Annotated in this window: 13 protein-coding genes and 1 tRNA gene; 8 read left to right on the top strand and 6 right to left on the bottom strand. The window is 63.4% G+C overall.

The window, feature by feature from the left end:
• Positions 1-18 precede the first annotated feature (18 nt).
• Together AB5I84_RS12270 and AB5I84_RS12265 are read left to right on the top strand one after the other, a co-directional pair.
• Positions 19-1,308: a S41 family peptidase gene (locus tag AB5I84_RS12270; RefSeq protein WP_369456197.1), complete on the top strand. Its 1,290-nt coding sequence runs from the start codon at positions 19-21 to the stop codon at positions 1,306-1,308.
• Positions 1,305-2,060 carry a divergent polysaccharide deacetylase family protein gene (locus AB5I84_RS12265; protein WP_369456196.1) on the top strand — a complete coding sequence of 252 codons (756 nt, stop codon included), beginning with the start codon at positions 1,305-1,307 and terminating at the stop codon, positions 2,058-2,060. Before AB5I84_RS12270 ends, AB5I84_RS12265 begins: the two co-directional genes overlap by 4 nt.
• A 34-nt stretch (positions 2,061-2,094) precedes the next feature.
• On the opposite strand, the gene AB5I84_RS12260 is transcribed toward AB5I84_RS12265, so the two are convergent.
• From AB5I84_RS12260 to hisB, 5 genes are all read right to left on the bottom strand, one after another.
• Positions 2,095-2,973, bottom strand: a complete 879-nt coding sequence (locus AB5I84_RS12260) for a bile acid:sodium symporter family protein (protein ID WP_369456195.1) — start codon at positions 2,971-2,973, stop codon at positions 2,095-2,097.
• Positions 2,974-3,054: 81 nt separating this feature from the next.
• Entirely contained in the window at positions 3,055-3,828 is a 774-nt protein-coding gene (gene hisF, locus AB5I84_RS12255) for an imidazole glycerol phosphate synthase subunit HisF (RefSeq protein ID WP_369456194.1), read from the bottom strand.
• Between the two features lie 94 nt (positions 3,829-3,922).
• Positions 3,923-4,666, bottom strand: a complete 744-nt coding sequence (gene hisA, locus AB5I84_RS12250) for a 1-(5-phosphoribosyl)-5-[(5-phosphoribosylamino)methylideneamino]imidazole-4-carboxamide isomerase (protein ID WP_369456193.1) — start codon at positions 4,664-4,666, stop codon at positions 3,923-3,925.
• A gap of 41 nt (positions 4,667-4,707) precedes the next feature.
• Positions 4,708-5,340, bottom strand: a complete 633-nt coding sequence (gene hisH, locus AB5I84_RS12245) for an imidazole glycerol phosphate synthase subunit HisH (protein WP_369456192.1) — start codon at positions 5,338-5,340, stop codon at positions 4,708-4,710.
• Positions 5,341-5,346: 6 nt separating this feature from the next.
• A complete protein-coding gene (hisB, locus tag AB5I84_RS12240) occupies positions 5,347-5,961 on the bottom strand; it encodes an imidazoleglycerol-phosphate dehydratase HisB (RefSeq protein WP_369456191.1) in 615 nt (204 codons plus the stop codon).
• 67 nt (positions 5,962-6,028) lie between these two features.
• Here hisB and AB5I84_RS12235 point away from each other — a divergent pair, with 67 nt between their 5' ends.
• The 5 genes from AB5I84_RS12235 to AB5I84_RS12215 all read left to right on the top strand — a co-directional run bounded on the left by AB5I84_RS12235 (position 6,029) and on the right by AB5I84_RS12215 (position 10,200).
• Complete coding sequence (locus tag AB5I84_RS12235) at positions 6,029-6,361, top strand: hypothetical protein (RefSeq protein ID WP_369456190.1); 333 nt, start codon at positions 6,029-6,031, stop codon at positions 6,359-6,361.
• Positions 6,362-6,462: 101 nt separating this feature from the next.
• On the top strand, positions 6,463-8,697 hold the full coding sequence (locus tag AB5I84_RS12230) for an AsmA family protein (RefSeq protein WP_369456189.1): 2,235 nt from the start codon (positions 6,463-6,465) through the stop codon (positions 8,695-8,697).
• On the top strand, positions 8,694-9,764 hold the full coding sequence (mutY, locus tag AB5I84_RS12225; protein WP_369456188.1) for an A/G-specific adenine glycosylase: 1,071 nt from the start codon (positions 8,694-8,696) through the stop codon (positions 9,762-9,764). The genes AB5I84_RS12230 and mutY overlap by 4 nt, the downstream gene beginning before the upstream one ends.
• 32 nt (positions 9,765-9,796) lie before the next feature.
• Positions 9,797-10,069 carry an oxidative damage protection protein gene (locus AB5I84_RS12220; protein ID WP_369456187.1) on the top strand — a complete coding sequence of 91 codons (273 nt, stop codon included), beginning with the start codon at positions 9,797-9,799 and terminating at the stop codon, positions 10,067-10,069.
• A gap of 55 nt (positions 10,070-10,124) precedes the next feature.
• Positions 10,125-10,200: transfer RNA gene (locus tag AB5I84_RS12215), tRNA-Phe, on the top strand.
• Positions 10,201-10,308: 108 nt separating this feature from the next.
• Here the strand turns inward: AB5I84_RS12215 and AB5I84_RS12210 are convergent.
• Positions 10,309-12,675, bottom strand: a complete 2,367-nt coding sequence (locus AB5I84_RS12210; RefSeq protein WP_369456186.1) for a DUF6351 family protein — start codon at positions 12,673-12,675, stop codon at positions 10,309-10,311.
• 385 nt (positions 12,676-13,060) lie between these two features.
• On the opposite strand from AB5I84_RS12210, the gene AB5I84_RS12205 reads away from it, so the two are divergent.
• Entirely contained in the window at positions 13,061-15,232 is a 2,172-nt protein-coding gene (locus AB5I84_RS12205; RefSeq protein WP_369456185.1) for a hypothetical protein, read from the top strand.
• Positions 15,233-15,234 lie beyond the last annotated feature (2 nt).

The raw sequence follows: 15,234 nt of genomic DNA, 5'->3' as shown, positions 1-15,234 counted from the left end.
ACTCTGAGAGTAGACAGGATGAAATACATTCTCGGCATTTCCCTGCTGGCCCTGGCCACCACCACCGTGGCAGCGCCGCTGGACCCGCGCCCGCAACTGGACCAGGACGCCCGCCAGCACGACATTCCAGTGACCGAACTGCGCCGGTTTGCCGAAGTGCTGGAGCGCATCCGCGTCGCCTACGTGGAAGACGCCGATGTGCGCGAACTGCTGGAGTCTGCCATCCGCGGCATGCTGATGGAGCTCGACCCGCACTCTGCCTACCTCAGCCCAGACGAGTTTGACGACCTGCAGGTGAGCACCTCCGGCGAGTTCGGCGGCCTCGGTATGGAAGTGACCATGAAGGACGGCTTCGTCACCGTGGTCACGCCGATGGACGACACCCCGGCCAGCCGCGCCGGCATTCAAGCCAACGACGTGCTGCTGAAGATCGATGACACCTTGCTCAAGGGCCTGACCCTCAACGAGGCGGTGGAAATGCTGCGCGGCGAGATCGGCAGCAGCGTCACCATCCAGCTGCTGCGTGAAGGCAGCGGCTCGCCGAAAACCGTCACCCTCACCCGCGACCGCATCCAGGTGCGCAGTGTGCGCAGCGAGATGCTGCCGGACGAGATTGGCTACCTGCGCATCTCCCAATTCCAGAGCAACACCGGCCGCGAGGTGCGCCGCCAGCTGGAGCAACTGCTGGCCGACAATCCCAACCTGGCCGGGCTGGTACTCGATCTGCGCAACAACCCCGGCGGCGTGCTCACCGGCGCCATCCAGGTCAGCGACCTGTTCCTCGATGACGGCCTGATCGTCTACACCCAGGGTCGCAGCGAGGACACCCGCCTCAACTACGCCGCCAGCCATGGCGACCTGCTCAACGGCAAACCACTGGCGGTGCTGGTGAACGGCGGCTCCGCCTCGGCGTCGGAAATCGTCGCCGGCGCGTTGCAAGACCATGGCCGCGCGCTGATTATCGGCCGCCGCACCTTCGGCAAAGGCTCGGTGCAGACGGTACTGCCGCTGCAAGATGACGCGGCGCTGAAACTCACCACCGCGCGTTACTACACGCCCAATGGGCGCTCGATCCAGGCGGACGGCATCCACCCGGACATCCCGGTCAGTGTCAGCAAGGTGGAATGGAGCGACGACCCTGACAGCCTGCGCGAAGCGGATCTGCCTCATCACCTGCAAAGCGGTGCCGATTCGGCACCGGACAGCGCCGCGGCCACCGGCGCGCTGGCACGCCGTGATTACGAGCTGTATCAAGCCCTGTCGGTACTGCGCGGCATCCACCTGAGCCAGCGCCGGCCGGCCCCGTGAAACCGCTGCTGGTACTGCTGACCGCACTGCTGTGGGCACCGCTGGCACTGGCCACCGACACCCCCCGCATTGCGGTGATCCTGGATGACATCGGCTACCACCGCGACCGCAGCCAACGGGCGCTGCAACTGCCGCCGGCGATCACCTTGGCGGTGATCCCGCGCTCCCCGCACGGCACTGAAATGGCGCGCCGCGCCGCCGCCCGTGGCCATGAAATCCTGATCCACCTGCCGATGGCCGCCAGCGGCCCGATGCCGCTGGACCCGGGCGGCGTCGATACGCAAATGTCGGCGACCCAGGTCGCACGGGTACTGCGCGATGCGTTTGAGCGGGTGCCGCAAGCCCGCGGCCTCAACAACCACATGGGCAGCGCAGTGACCCGCGACCGAGCCGCCATGGAACGGGTGATGCAGGCGCTGGCCACGCGTCATGTGTACTTCATCGACAGCCGCACCATTGGCGATTCGGTGGCCGCAGCCACCGCTGCCCGTTTCGGCATCGCCCAAGCCAGCCGCGATGTGTTTCTCGACAACCTGCGCGACCGCGCGGCGATCAACACCCAGTTCAACCAACTGCTGGCGATCGCGCGCCAGCGTGGCCACGCCATCGGCATCGGCCATCCCTACCCGGAAACGCTGGAGTATCTGGAAAGTGCGCTGCCCTTGCTGCGCGAGGCGGGGGTGGAGTTGGTGCCGGTATCCGAGTTGCTGCCCAACAACTGGCGCCGGGCCGCGGCCCTGCGCGGCCGCTGAGTCAGCGGGCCGGCACTGGGCCGGCCCAATGACCTCACACCGCCAGCGGTCGCGCCGGCAACCGCGCCCGACCCAGCCCCGCCAGCAAGAACCCGAACACGAACATCAGCAGACTGTAGACTGCCGCCGGAATCGACATCTCCGGTGATTGCAGCAAGCTCAGCGCGATCATCAGCCCCAAGGTGCCGTTCTTCACTGCCAGCTCGATGGCTACCGTGAGTGCTGCCGGCCCAGACAGTCCCATTACGCGCCCGCCCAGCAGCGCCACCGCCATGCCTGCCACCGCCAGCAGTGCCGCCGCCGGCCCGGCTGCCTGTAGATAGCCCAGCATGCGACTGCCTTCCTGCGCCACCAGTCCAACGATCACCGCCACCAGCACCACCAGCCCGAACAGGCTCACCAACTTCTCGCCGCGCGCCGCCCAAGCCGGTCGCCGGTTGCGCACCCCCATGCCGATCAGCACCGGCACCAAGATGATCACCACCAGCGTCAACACGGTTTTCAGCACCGGCAGCGAGAAGCGAGTGCCCTCACCCAGGAAATGCTCCATGGCGAGGTTCACCGACAGCGGCAGCGTGACAATGGTGATCAGGCTCGCCAGCACCGTGAGGATGATCGACAGCGCCACGTCGCCGCGGCCAAGGAAGGCAAACAGATTGGAAGTGGTGCCGCCGGGGCAGGCACCGATCAGCACCAGCCCCACCGCCATCACCGGCGGCAAGTCCAGCATCAGCGCAATCGCCACCGCCAGCAGCGGCATCAGCACGATCTGGGCCAGGGTACCGAACAGGATCGGCCCGGGACGGGCCGCAAGAGTGCGGAAATCATTGCCGGTGAGGGTGAGCCCCATACCGACCATGATCAGGAACAATGCGGCGGGCAAACCCACCTCAACCAGACTGGACGAATCCATGCAGCAGCTTCCTTCTGTTGTTGTTATGCCAACAGAGAGTAGCTGAGCCAGAGCGGGGGCTCCATGCCCCCGCCGTCCGCGTTACAGGCGCACTTCAATGCCCGCGGCAGCCAGGTATTCCTTGGCCTCGCGGATGCTGAACTCGCCGAAATGGAAAATACTTGCCGCCAACACCGCATCGGCACCGCCCTGCAGGATGCCATCCACCAGATGCTGCAAGTTGCCAACGCCGCCGGACGCGATCACCGGCACCGGCACCGCATCGCTGATGGCACGGGTGAGCGCGATGTCGAAACCGTTTTTGGTGCCGTCGCGGTCCATGCTGGTCAGCAGCATTTCGCCAGCACCGTACTCAGCCATCAGCCGAGCCCACTCAATGGCGTCCAGTCCGGTCGCCTTACGGCCGCCGTGGGTGAAGATCTCCCAACGGTTGGGCTGGCTCTCGGCGCTGACTTTCTTGGCGTCGATGGCGGCCACGATGCACTGCGAGCCAAACCGCTCGGCGGCTTCGCGCACGAACTCCGGACGCGCCACCGCGGCCGAGTTGATGCTGACTTTGTCGGCACCGGCATTGAGCAGGTTGCGGATGTCGTCCAGCGTGCTCACACCACCGCCCACGGTGAGCGGAATGAACACCTCCGCGGCGATGCGCTCCACCGTGTTGAGCATGGTGGCACGGCCTTCGACGGTGGCACTGATATCGAGGAAGGTCAGTTCGTCGGCACCCGCCTCGTTGTAGCGGCGGGCGATTTCCACCGGGTCACCGGCGTCGCGGATCTCAACAAATTTGACGCCTTTGACGACGCGCCCCTGTTCAACGTCCAGGCAGGGGATGATGCGTTTGGCCAATCCCATGGGATACCACCGAATGTGTCTGAGGAAAGAAGAAGCCGCGCAGTGTAACAGAGCGATGGCGGCGCACCGAAGCGCGCCGTCATCGCCAGCTGGCTCAGGCACGGTCGCTGAGCTGGTCTGCCAGCATCTGGCCGGCAGCAAAGTCGAGCGTACCTTCGTAGATTGCCCGGCCGGTGATAGCGCCGCTGATGCCAGACGCCGCCACTGCGCACAGGTTGCGCACGTCGTCGAGGTTAGTGATGCCACCGGAGGCAATCACCGGAATCGACATCGACTGCGCCAGCCGCTCGGTGGCGTCCACGTTAACGCCCTGCAGCATGCCATCACGGGCGATGTCGGTGTAAACGATGGCGGACACGCCGTCGTGCTCAAAGCGCTTGGCCAGCTCGATCACGTCCACGTCAGTGACATTGGCCCAGCCGTCGGTGGCCACTTTGCCGTTGATGGCATCGAGGCCGACGATGATGTGGCCGGGGAAGCGCTTGCACATCTCGGTGACGAAATCCGGATCGGTCACCGCCTTGGTGCCGATGATCACCCACTGCACGCCGGCAGCCAGATAGGCTTCGATGATTTCCGGGGTGCGGATGCCGCCGCCGATCTGGATCGGCAGCTCCGGGTGGCGGGCAGCAATCGCCTTGACGATTTCACCGTTCACCGGCTCGCCGGCAAAGGCGCCGTTCAGGTCCACCAAGTGCAGGCGGCGGGCGCCTTTGGCCACCCAGTCGCTGGCCACCGCCACCGGGTCATCGGAGAACACGGTGTCATCGTCCATGCGGCCTTGGCGCAGGCGCACACACTTGCCGTCTTTCAGATCGATGGCGGGGATCAGTTCCATAGTCATGTCTCTTCGCAAAGCGGCGCCGCAGCGCCAACTCGTCAGGGCTGCCAGCGCAGGAAGTTGGCCAGCAGTGTGAGGCCGTCAGCGGCGCTTTTTTCCGGGTGGAATTGCACCGCGAACACGTTGTCGCGGGCAGCGGCGGCGGCAAAAGGTACGCCGTAATCGCAACTGCCCACGGTCTGCGTCGCCGACAGGTCGGCGGCGCAGTAGGAATGCACAAAATAGAACCGCGATTGGTCGGCGATGCCCTGCCACAGCGGATGCGGTTGTTGCAGCACCGGGCTCCAGCCCATGTGCGGCACCTTCAAACGCTGTTTGCCGGCGTGGTCGGGGAAGCGAGTGACGCTGCCGTCCAACACCGCCAAGCAGTCCACACCGCCGTTTTCAGCACTGTGGCGGGTCAGCGCCTGCATGCCGATGCAGATACCCAGCAACGGCCGGCCGGCGGCCACCACGGACAGGATCGCTTGATCAAGACCGCGCTCGCGCAGCGCTCCCATGCAGTCGCGCATGGCGCCGACGCCGGGGAACACCACCCGGTCCGCCGCCGCCACCACTTGCGCATCACTGCTGACACGCACGCGGTGGGACGGGGAGGCCTGCTCCAACGCCTTGGCGGCGGAGTGCAGGTTGCCCATGCCGTAATCAATCAGAACGACAGATTCGGCCATTGGCAATCAACCCTGAGGGGTGTTTTCGGTGAGCGTACCCTTGGTGGACGGTGTCATGTCCGCCATGCGCTCATCGCGGGCCACCGCCATGCGCAGTGCCCGGCCAAACGCCTTGAACACTGTTTCCGCCTGGTGGTGGGCGTTGAAGCCGCGCAGGTTGTCGATGTGCAGGGTGATCATCGCGTGGTTCACCAGCCCCTGGAAGAACTCCTGGAACAGGTCCACGTCGAAATCACCAATGCGGGCGCGGGTGAATTCCACGTTCATGTGCAGGCCCGGGCGGCCGGACAGGTCCACCACCACGCGGCTGAGGGCTTCGTCCAACGGCACATAGCTGTGGCCGTAACGGTAGATGCCTTTCTTGTCGCCAATCGCCTGGGCCAGTGCCTGGCCCACGGTGATGCCGACGTCTTCCACGGTGTGGTGAGCGTCGATGTGCAGGTCGCCTTCGGCGCGCACGTCCAGATCGATCAGCCCGTGACGGGAAATCTGATCGAGCATGTGGTCAAGGAAGGGAACTCCGGTGTTGAACACGCCCTTGCCGGTGCCATCGAGATTCAGGGAAACCTGAATACGGGTTTCCAGCGTATTACGGGTGACGCTGGCAGTGCGCTGAGTCATGAATGACCTCCATTGATCGGCGGGCTATTATACGGCCCCCCCGCCCGACGAACCAGCGACCCAGCCTATGCCTCTGATTGCCCGCGAACATTCCTTCACCCCGGACAGCGCTGACTACTTCGCGCGGGTGCTTGCCGACCAGCCCGAACTGCTGCAAAGCCTGCGCCAGGACCAGCCCGGACGCCGCATCATCGAAGGGCATTTCAACGCCCGCCCGATCGCCATTTTGGTGGCCGAAGCGGCCGGCGACGGCTGGCAGGTGACAGCGCTGGCGGTGCATCCGGCTAACCGTGGTCGCAGTGTCGGCAGCACGCTGCTGGCCGGCGCCGCCGGTTTGCTGCCGGATCTGGCGTGGCCGGACAGCCTGACCGGTGTCGCCGCGCGGGCCGGACTGGTCTGAACCTTCCCGGCTGAGCCACAGTCAACAGTCGATCACCTCGACGGTGCGTCAGCGCTGTTATACTGCGCTGCGTCTCATTCCCCCGCGCAAGGAGTGCCCTCATGGCCCGTTTTGCCCGCATTCTGCTGTACATCCTCATCGCCCTGGTGGTGGTGGTCGGCATCGCCCTGTTCGTCATCACCCGGGTGATCGACCCCAATGACTTCAAGCCCCAGATCACCGCACTGGCCCGTGAGCACGCGGACCTAAACCTGGATATCCAAGGCGATTTGGGCTGGACTCTGTGGCCCTCGCTGGGCGTCTCCATCGGCCGCACTGAGGCACGCATCGCCGACGACAGCGAGCTGTTTGCCGCGCTGGACGACGCCAAACTGGGGGTAGCGATCCTGCCGCTGCTGCGCGGCCGCGTGGAAATGGACGCCATCACCCTGTCCGGCGTGACCATCGACTTGGTGGAGGGCGCCAACGGCGGCAACTGGGAACGCATCGGCGCCAGCGGCGATGCGACTCCGGCTACCGAAGCAGAGCCTGCGGCCGATGACAGCGGCAGCGCGCTCGATATTCCGCTCACGATTCCGTCGGTCACGCTGAGCGACAGCCGGCTGCGCTACCGCAACACCGTCGACGGCACTGACATCACCGTCGAGCATCTGAATGTGGCTGCCGAAGACGTGAGTCTGGATGGCGCCTTCCCGGTCACCGCCTCGCTGCGCTACCAAGACCAAGCTGACATGCGCATTGATCTGGACCTGGCCACCACCGTGCAGCTGGATCTGGAAGCCGAGCGCTATCGCGCCAGCAACCTGAAACTGCGCACCCGCGTAGCGGGTGTCACCGCCAAGCCGCTGGATGTCAGCGTAAGCGGCGCCGTCGACGCCGACCTCGGCAACGATCAAGTGACCGTCACCGACTTGGTGCTGGAAGCGCTCGGCACCCGCACCCAAGGCGGCATCACCCTCACCGGCCTGTCCGACAAGATGCGCTTTGCCGGCCAGCTCGACACCGCGCCGTTTGACGCCAACAAGGTGCTGCAAGCACTGGGTGAAGCCACGCTGGACATGGCGCGCAAAGATGCGCTGTCGAAAGTCGCCTTCAGCGGCACCCTTAACGGCCCGGCCAATAGCTTGATGCTGGACCCGATGACGCTGACCTTCGATGACAGCACCGTTTCCGGCAAGGCCGGCGTGGCCGATCTCGACAGCCTGGCGCTGGTGTTCAATCTGGCGCTGGACCGCATCGCGCTGGACCATTACCTGCCGCCGGCCGAGGACACCAACACCGACACTGCCGCCGCCGACAGCGACAGCACTGCCGCACCGCTGGTGCTGTCCGAAGAGCCGCTGCTGCCGCTGGACGACCTGCGCGAACTGAACGTGGACGGCACCTTTACCATCGGCCAAGCCACCCTCGAGGGCTTGGCGTTCAATGACATCCACCTCGGTCTGTCCGCGCGCGACGGTCTGCTGCGCCTGACCCGTGCCGACGGCAAGACGCTCGATGGCGGCTTTGATGCCAAGGCTCAGCTCGACGCCCGCAGCGCCAATCCGACCCTGCAACTGGATGCCAACGTGCGCAACGTGCAGCTGCAACCGCTAGTGAAAGCGGCGCTCAACCGCGATCTGTTCACCGGCGTTACCAACCTGTCGTTGTCCATGAACTCGCGCGGCAACAGTGAAAAAGCGCTGTTCGAGAACGCCAAAGGCAAGATCGACTTCGGCCTGCTGGACGGCATCGTGCGCGGCCTCAACTTGCATAACGAGCTGATCGGCGGCCTCAACGACATGCTCGGCAAGTTCCAACCGCTGGCCGCGCTGGTGCCGAACCTGGAAAGCGGCCGACTGCCGCGCGAACTGAGCGAAGACACTAAGATCCTTGATCTGCGCACCGTGGCACGGCTGGAAAACACCGTCGCCCACCTCGACAGCTTCGCCGCCAAGCTCGACCGTGGCGCCTCCATCGACGGCAAAGGCTCGCTCAACCTGCTCAGCAGCGACTTCGACCTGAACCTGTCGATGAAAGCACCGGGCCTGAGCAGCGACCCGCGCATTGCCGAGCGCGCTTGGCCGCTGCACTGCTCCGGCAACCTTGCCGGCAGCCCGGCGCGCTGGTGCCTGCCGCGTGCCGACGCTTTCCAGGATGCCGGTAAAGAACTGGTGGCCCGGCTCGCCCAGGACAAACTCGGCGTCGACATCCCGTTGGATCGCGAGCAGGTGCAGGAGCGTCTGGACGAGGAGAAAGCCCGCGTCCAAGAACGCCTCGATGAAGAGAAAGAAAAAGCCGAGGAGCAGATCCGCGACAAGGCACGCGGCGCTCTGGAAGGCCTGCTGCGCCGATGACCCTGTTGCCGCTGGCACCGGCCAGCTTCCAACGCGCCGTGCTGGATTGGTATGACCAGCACGGCCGCACCGAGCTGCCGTGGCAACAGGCGGTGACGCCCTACCGGGTCTGGATTTCGGAGATCATGCTCCAGCAGACCCAGGTAGCCACCGTCATTCCCTATTTCGAACGTTTCATGGCGCGCTTCCCAGAGGTGCAATCGCTGGCGGCGGCGCCGCTGGACGAGGTGCTGCACCTGTGGACCGGGCTCGGCTATTACGCCCGCGCTCGCAACCTGCACCGAGCGGCCCAGCAAGTGGTGACCGAGTTCGGCGGCGAGTTTCCCGACACGGTGGAAGGCTTGATGCAGCTGTCCGGCATCGGCCGCTCCACCGCCGGTGCCATTGTCAGCCTATCGATGGGCGTTCGTGCGCCGATCCTAGATGGCAACGTCAAACGGGTGCTCACCCGGCTGTGCGCCATAGACGGCTGGCCCGGTACGCGCGCGGTGGAACAGCAGCTATGGCAAGTCGCTGAGCTGCTGACACCGAGCGAGCGGGTCGGCGCTTACACCCAAGTGATGATGGATCTGGGCGCCACGCTGTGCACCAGCCGGCGTCCGGATTGCCCACGCTGCCCGGTGGTGGCGCATTGCCGCGCCCACGCCGGTGGCCGGCCAGAACAGTACCCGACGCCGAAACCGCGCAAAACACTGCCAGTGCGCCAGACCACACTCGTGATGCTGCAACAGCAACAACAGGTGCTGTTGGTGCAGCGACCACCGTCCGGCATCTGGGGCGGACTCTGGTGTTTCCCGGAAGTGGCCACCCCGGAACAGGCCGCTGAATTGGCCACCTCGCTGGGGCTGACGCCGGGTATCGCCGCCGCTTTGGATGGCTTTCGCCACACCTTCAGCCATTTCCATCTCGACATCACGCCGGTGGTGCTGCCGGTCACCGGCCACCTCGACGCCGGCGCCGATCACCGCTGGGTGGACCCAACCGATCCCGGCGCACTGGGACTGGCGGCACCGATGTCGAAACTGCTGGCAGGCCTCGGCCAGCCGCACACGCCACGCATGCTATAGTGCGCCGGCTTCCCTGACTGCGAGGAGTTTCCATGAGCCGTACCGTGTTCTGCCGCAAATACCAGCAACAACTCGAAGGCCTGCCGCGGCCACCGTTCCCTGGTGCGCAGGGAGAAAAACTGTTTGCCGAGGTATCGCTAAAAGCATGGCAGGAATGGCTGGCCGAGCAGACCCGGCTGATCAATGAGAAACACCTGAACGTGATGGACCCCAACACACGCAGCTACCTGGACGTGCAACGCGAGCACTTTCTGAACAACGAACCCTACGATCGCGCAGAAGGTTACGTACCGCCCTCATCTTGATCGCCGGGTGCCTTGACGACGGCACAATGAGCGGCTTTAATAGCGCCCTCTTCTCGCCCGGATAGCTCAGTTGGTAGAGCAGGGGATTGAAAATCCCCGTGTCGGTGGTTCGATTCCGCCTCCGGGCACCACATACGACCTGCTTCAACGGTCAGCAAAAAAGCCCAGCATTGTCTGGGCTTTTTTGTGTCTGGATTTCATGGCGGTGGCGCAGGATTGCGCTCCCACTCCTGCCGCGATCAGGGCCGCCCTTGGTCCGGCTTGCTGTAGTCACAGACGCCGTCGGCAAAGATCTGCTTCAGCCGAGCCATCTGCGCGCCGTCAGGCTGCCAATCGCCATAGGTACCGTCAGCCAAAGCCACCTCCACCGGCTTCAACGCACACTTGAAGTAATTGCCCTGAATCGGCGCTCCGGCCACCATGCGCGAAGTGGTGTACAGCGGGAATACCGCGGTGCACGCCCCTTCTTCGTGACTGTCGAGCACGCCATTCCATACCTGCTCTCCGGCTGCGATCAGCTGGCCAGCGCTGTCAAAACAACTGTCCTGCGCCGAGGCCGGCTTGTTGTCACTGATGCTGCGCTGCGGATGCCGGCGAATGTTATCCATCCACTCGTCAATCACCGCCAACGCCATCGGCGTTTGGTCAAACGCGTTGTCCTCGGTACCGCGCGCATCGGTAAACCAAATGATCTGGTTGTCATGGTGACCGACGCCGTCGAGCATGCGCTGACGCAACGCAAATGACTGGTGCACGTTGTGCATGTCGAGCACCTCTTCCAGATACGGGCGCCAATCGATCAGCGGAATCTCTGCCTCACCCCGGAACACCTGGCCCGACTGATAAGCGGCGTTCATGGCAAGCAGGTCGCCCTCGGTACGGGGGGCGGGAGTAATGCCCCCATCAGCACTCAAGTTCATGTTGCGACGACTCCAGGGATCGAAATCATCCGGATTCTGCTGCAGATAGCTGATGCTGCTGTTGATGAAGGGAAAGCCTTCTTGGACCATTTCTGCAGGGTGTTTCCAGCCACCCACGCGCGCATTGAGGTCTAGGAACTCGTCTGCAGTGATGTGTCCGGCCAGAAACGATTGCAGGCCATACTGCACGCCGACGTTATCGAACAACGAACGCGCATGACCACTGCCGTCAACGCCGTAGATATTGATCAAGTCTTCCGTATGGCCCCAGCGCACGCTGTCCATGATCCCGGGCGGGTGCATTTTCTGCTGCTCACGCACCGAGCCAAACAGCGGGTTCAACGCCAGTGGCGTCAGCCCGCGCCAGGATTCAATGCACTCGGTGGAACCCGGCGCAATGCCGTAATTGCTGCCGGTCAGCTGATTGAGCATTTGTTTGGCCGCGGCCATCGGGTCGGGAACATTGTCGGTAGCATGTAACCCCACCAGCAGCGAGCGGTTGGGTGTGTGGTGCCACTTGCTGTTGTCCGCATCGGTGTAATCCATGTAATGCTCCAGCAACTCGCAATCACCAATGTGAATAGTCTGGGTCACCATGTCGGTGTACGCCTGAACCGGCACGCCAGCATCAATCAGCCCAGGAAAGTTCTGCGCATAAATGTATTGCTGAATACCCCCGCCAGATTCCCCCAAGCCCACCGTGTAGAGCGGCTTGCCGTAGCGCTTGATGAAGTGCTCCTTCACCATCAAGGCGGTCTCACCCCCCAGCTCAAGGTTGTAATGTTCGCCAGTGCGATTGCCAGTGGAGTAGGCGATGGCATAACCAAGCCCCAACACTTCCGGGTGTAGAGCACGGCGGTTGTAGTCCAAGCGGCCTTGGCTGTGGCCCACTCCGACACCGCCCTGGAAACGATACAGCAGACGCCCGTTCCACAGATCAGTGTCCAACGCCTCGGGCCGCTCGCGCGCCTGCTCCAGCGTGGTCAACATGGCATAGCTGTAAATGAAGCGGTTGATGGTGCCGCGCTCCCACCGCACTACAAAATCAACCACGGTACCGTCGAGCAGCTCGGTGGTCGCTAAGTCAGCCGGTCGTGAACCGTCGGCCGGCAGCTTGGCATAGCTATTAGCGGTGGTGCGGTACCAATATTCGGTGAACGGCTCGATCGAGCAGTTGCGACTGTAGCCGACCACATTTCCGGCTTCGTCCTCGACCGGAAAGCCTTCGCTGACCCCCTCATCGACCAGCGGTTGGCGGCCCAGCTCATGCACCGTCATGCACACAAACGGTTGCTGCTGCGGACCGGAAAACATCGGCCCTGTAATCGGGTGGTTGACCAATACTGTGGATGCCAAAACACCATGGCGAGGGTGCTCTACGTGCAGCAGGTTGTCGCCAATCACAAGCCCCTCCACCAGGCCTTCACGTCGGCCGCCACTGTCGGTCTGCCAGCGCGCCACCGCTTGCTCGCCGTTCAGCTTCAAGCTCACTTGGTCGAGCAGCGCCGCATCGCCTTCTAGGGCGATGCGCACGTCGCCGCCACTGACCCACTCCGGTGCGCTAGACACCACCTCCAGTTGCAACGCGGGTGGGGGCCGGCGGGCAGAGTCCGACGAACTGCCGCACCCCGCCAAGATCAGAAAACCCGCTGCCAACAGCAGTTTCGCGCCAATGGATAACCTCATGCTCGCTCTCCTCATAATTGTTGTTATGCGGCAATGCTTGCCTTTTTTCTTAAAACGATAGGCTGGCAGTAGAGAGCGAAACAGGCACAGATTGCAGCAATATTCTGGAACAGTTTGTCGGCACCAAAGAATGGTTACTTAACGAAACAGGCAACGTGAATTTTCGAAACTACGGCTGTATGTACAGCATTTAAAAGTCGCTTTTTCCTGACCCATCCAAGTGCACATTTGGCAATAGCAGACGGACTGAAAAGAACTGTATCGGCACTTTCCTGGCCAACTGTACCTGTCAGCTGCTGGCGTTAGCTGACTAGACTGGCGCTGCAGAATCAGAACAACAACAGCGGCCCCGAACCGGCCGGACTGCTTTGGGAGTACAGTCACTATGTCTAGATTCCGTCTCTTGCCACTGGCGGTCGCCAGCACCATGGCCACCAGCCTGCTGCTAACCGGGTGCGGCGGCTCATCTTCGACACCCGCCCGCGGCGCGCAGGTGGATCTTTCCGAGCTTGATCCGGCGCAAGCCCAATACTGCGACCCACTCCAAACCGGGCACTGCCTCTACCCTTTTCCCAACGACTACTACACTGTTGCCGACGCTCACAGCGCTACCGGGCGGCGCCTGAACCTGCATGCAGAGGCCCTGCCGGTCGCGCAGCCCACTGGCATTCCGGGGCTCCCCACCAGCCCATCGCCAATGGCCCCACAGGAGTGGAACCGCAACGACGGCTTCTCCCCCGGCGCCATGCTGTTGGCGCATCTCCCCGGCATCGACTTGGTACAAAGCGGCGCGCCGGCGTTGGACGATCTAAGCGTCGCTCTCACCGATGACGCCCCTATCGTCGTGATCGACGCCGACAGCGGCGAGCGGCAGCTGGTCTGGGCAGAGCTTGACGCCACCGCCAATGATCCCCAACGGCAATCATTGATGATCCGGCCGGCCCGCAACTTTAAAGAAGGCCATCGCTACATCGTCGCGCTACGCAACCTGCGCGATAAGGATGGCGAGTTGATGGCTCCCTCAGCACTGTTCCGCGCCTACCGCGACCGACTGCGCACTGGCGAACCGATCTACGAACAGCGCCGTCCGGCCATGGAAGAGCTGTTTGCACGCCTGCAGCGTCACGGCATTGCACGGGAGTCGCTGGTGCTGGCTTGGGATTTCACCGTCGCCAGCCAAGCCAACATCACCGGCCGCTTGCTGCACATCCGTGACGACGCCTTTGCACGCTTGGGCGGCAATGCGCCGGTGTTTACCGTTACCAGCGTGAGTGAGGAAATAGACGGCCAGAAGCGCGGCTCCTTTAGCCGCGGAATCGTCGGCACGTTCCAAGTGCCGAACTACCTCACCAGCCCGGGCGGCGCACCGGGCGGCCGCTTCCATTACGGCAGCACGGACATTGATGCGTTGCCACAGGTGAATCCGGACAGTGATCAGATTTCAGCGCGTTTCCGCTGCCAAGTGTCAGAAGCTACGGTGGCGAACTTCGATGACCCCAGCAGCCAGACCCATCCGGCGCGACCGGCGGTCTACGGTCACGGCTTGTTTGGCGAAGGACCGGGCGGCGAGTTCCGCAGCAATGCGCTGTGGGAGATGGCCTACGATCACAACATGCTGTACTGCGCCACTGACTGGATTGGCATGTCGCGCTTCGATGTGGAAAGCGGTGTTGTCCCCAGCGTGCTAGCAGATATCAGCAACCTGCCGATGATGAACGACCGCAGCCAGCAGGGGATTCTTAACTTTATGTTCCTTGCCGAGCTACTGCGCCATCCGCAGGGCTTTGCATCACATCCGGCGTTCCAGCACCAAGGCAATATTATCTTCCGCACTGATCTGGATGAGGTGTACTTCGACGGCAACAGCCAAGGCGGCATTGTCGGCGGGGCACTGGTCGCCACGGCGCCGAACATCCACAAAGGGGTTCTGGGTGTGCCCGGCGCCAACTACAGCCTGCTGTTGCAGCGCTTCGGCCCCTTCGCCGAACGGTTTGGCATCATGCTATATCCGGCCTATCCCGACCCGCTGGACCAGAGCCTAGTGTTTGCGCTGATGCAGATGCTGTGGGACCGCGCCGAAAACAACGGCTACCTGAGCCACTTCGCCGGCCACCCGCTGCCCAATACCCGCGCCGACAAACGGCTGCTGCTGCAAGGCGCGCTGGGTGATCACTTGGTGACCCAATGGAGCGCAGAAATCATGGCACGCACTATTGGAGCGCCATTACACGAGCCCACTCGCCGGCTAGGCGACCATCCTGACCGCAATCGCTATTTCCAGATTGACGATCTTAACTACCCCCATGCGGGACATGGATTCACGGTCTGGGACTCCGGCGCTCATGATGGCCAGCGTGGCAATGCGCTGCCGCCGCACGGCAACATCGGCCCCACCCAGGCCACGGGATATGGTCTTGACCCCCACGAGAGCCCACGCCGAACGCCGGCGGCGCAAGCTCAAAAAAGTGCCTTCCTACAGCCCGACAGCATGGTCATTGATGTCTGTGGCGACGACATCTGCCGCAGTTACGACCACACCGGACTGACGCGACAATAACG

This window comes from Alcanivorax sp. REN37 (genome assembly GCF_041102775.1).
Classification (GTDB): Bacteria; Pseudomonadota; Gammaproteobacteria; order Pseudomonadales; family Alcanivoracaceae; genus Isoalcanivorax; species Isoalcanivorax beigongshangi.
The sequence above is the reverse complement of the archived record's forward strand: the minus strand, read 5'-3'. Positions and strand labels throughout refer to the sequence as shown.

Bases quoted from the DNA above. Each gene is read 5' to 3' on its own strand.
- mutY (WP_369456188.1), top strand. From the start codon at position 8,694: ATGACCCTGTTGCCGCTGGCACCGGCCAGCTTCCAACGCGCCGTGCTG.
- AB5I84_RS12210 (WP_369456186.1), bottom strand. From the start codon at position 12,675: ATGAGGTTATCCATTGGCGCGAAACTGCTGTTGGCAGCGGGTTTTCTG.
- hisF (WP_369456194.1), bottom strand. From the start codon at position 3,828: ATGGGATTGGCCAAACGCATCATCCCCTGCCTGGACGTTGAACAGGGG.
- AB5I84_RS12235 (WP_369456190.1), top strand. From the start codon at position 6,029: ATGCCTCTGATTGCCCGCGAACATTCCTTCACCCCGGACAGCGCTGAC.
- AB5I84_RS12260 (WP_369456195.1), bottom strand. From the start codon at position 2,973: ATGGATTCGTCCAGTCTGGTTGAGGTGGGTTTGCCCGCCGCATTGTTC.
- hisH (WP_369456192.1), bottom strand. From the start codon at position 5,340: ATGGCCGAATCTGTCGTTCTGATTGATTACGGCATGGGCAACCTGCAC.
- AB5I84_RS12270 (WP_369456197.1), top strand. From the start codon at position 19: ATGAAATACATTCTCGGCATTTCCCTGCTGGCCCTGGCCACCACCACC.
- hisB (WP_369456191.1), bottom strand. From the start codon at position 5,961: ATGACTCAGCGCACTGCCAGCGTCACCCGTAATACGCTGGAAACCCGT.
- hisA (WP_369456193.1), bottom strand. From the start codon at position 4,666: ATGGAACTGATCCCCGCCATCGATCTGAAAGACGGCAAGTGTGTGCGC.
- AB5I84_RS12230 (WP_369456189.1), top strand. From the start codon at position 6,463: ATGGCCCGTTTTGCCCGCATTCTGCTGTACATCCTCATCGCCCTGGTG.
- AB5I84_RS12220 (WP_369456187.1), top strand. From the start codon at position 9,797: ATGAGCCGTACCGTGTTCTGCCGCAAATACCAGCAACAACTCGAAGGC.
- AB5I84_RS12205 (WP_369456185.1), top strand. From the start codon at position 13,061: ATGTCTAGATTCCGTCTCTTGCCACTGGCGGTCGCCAGCACCATGGCC.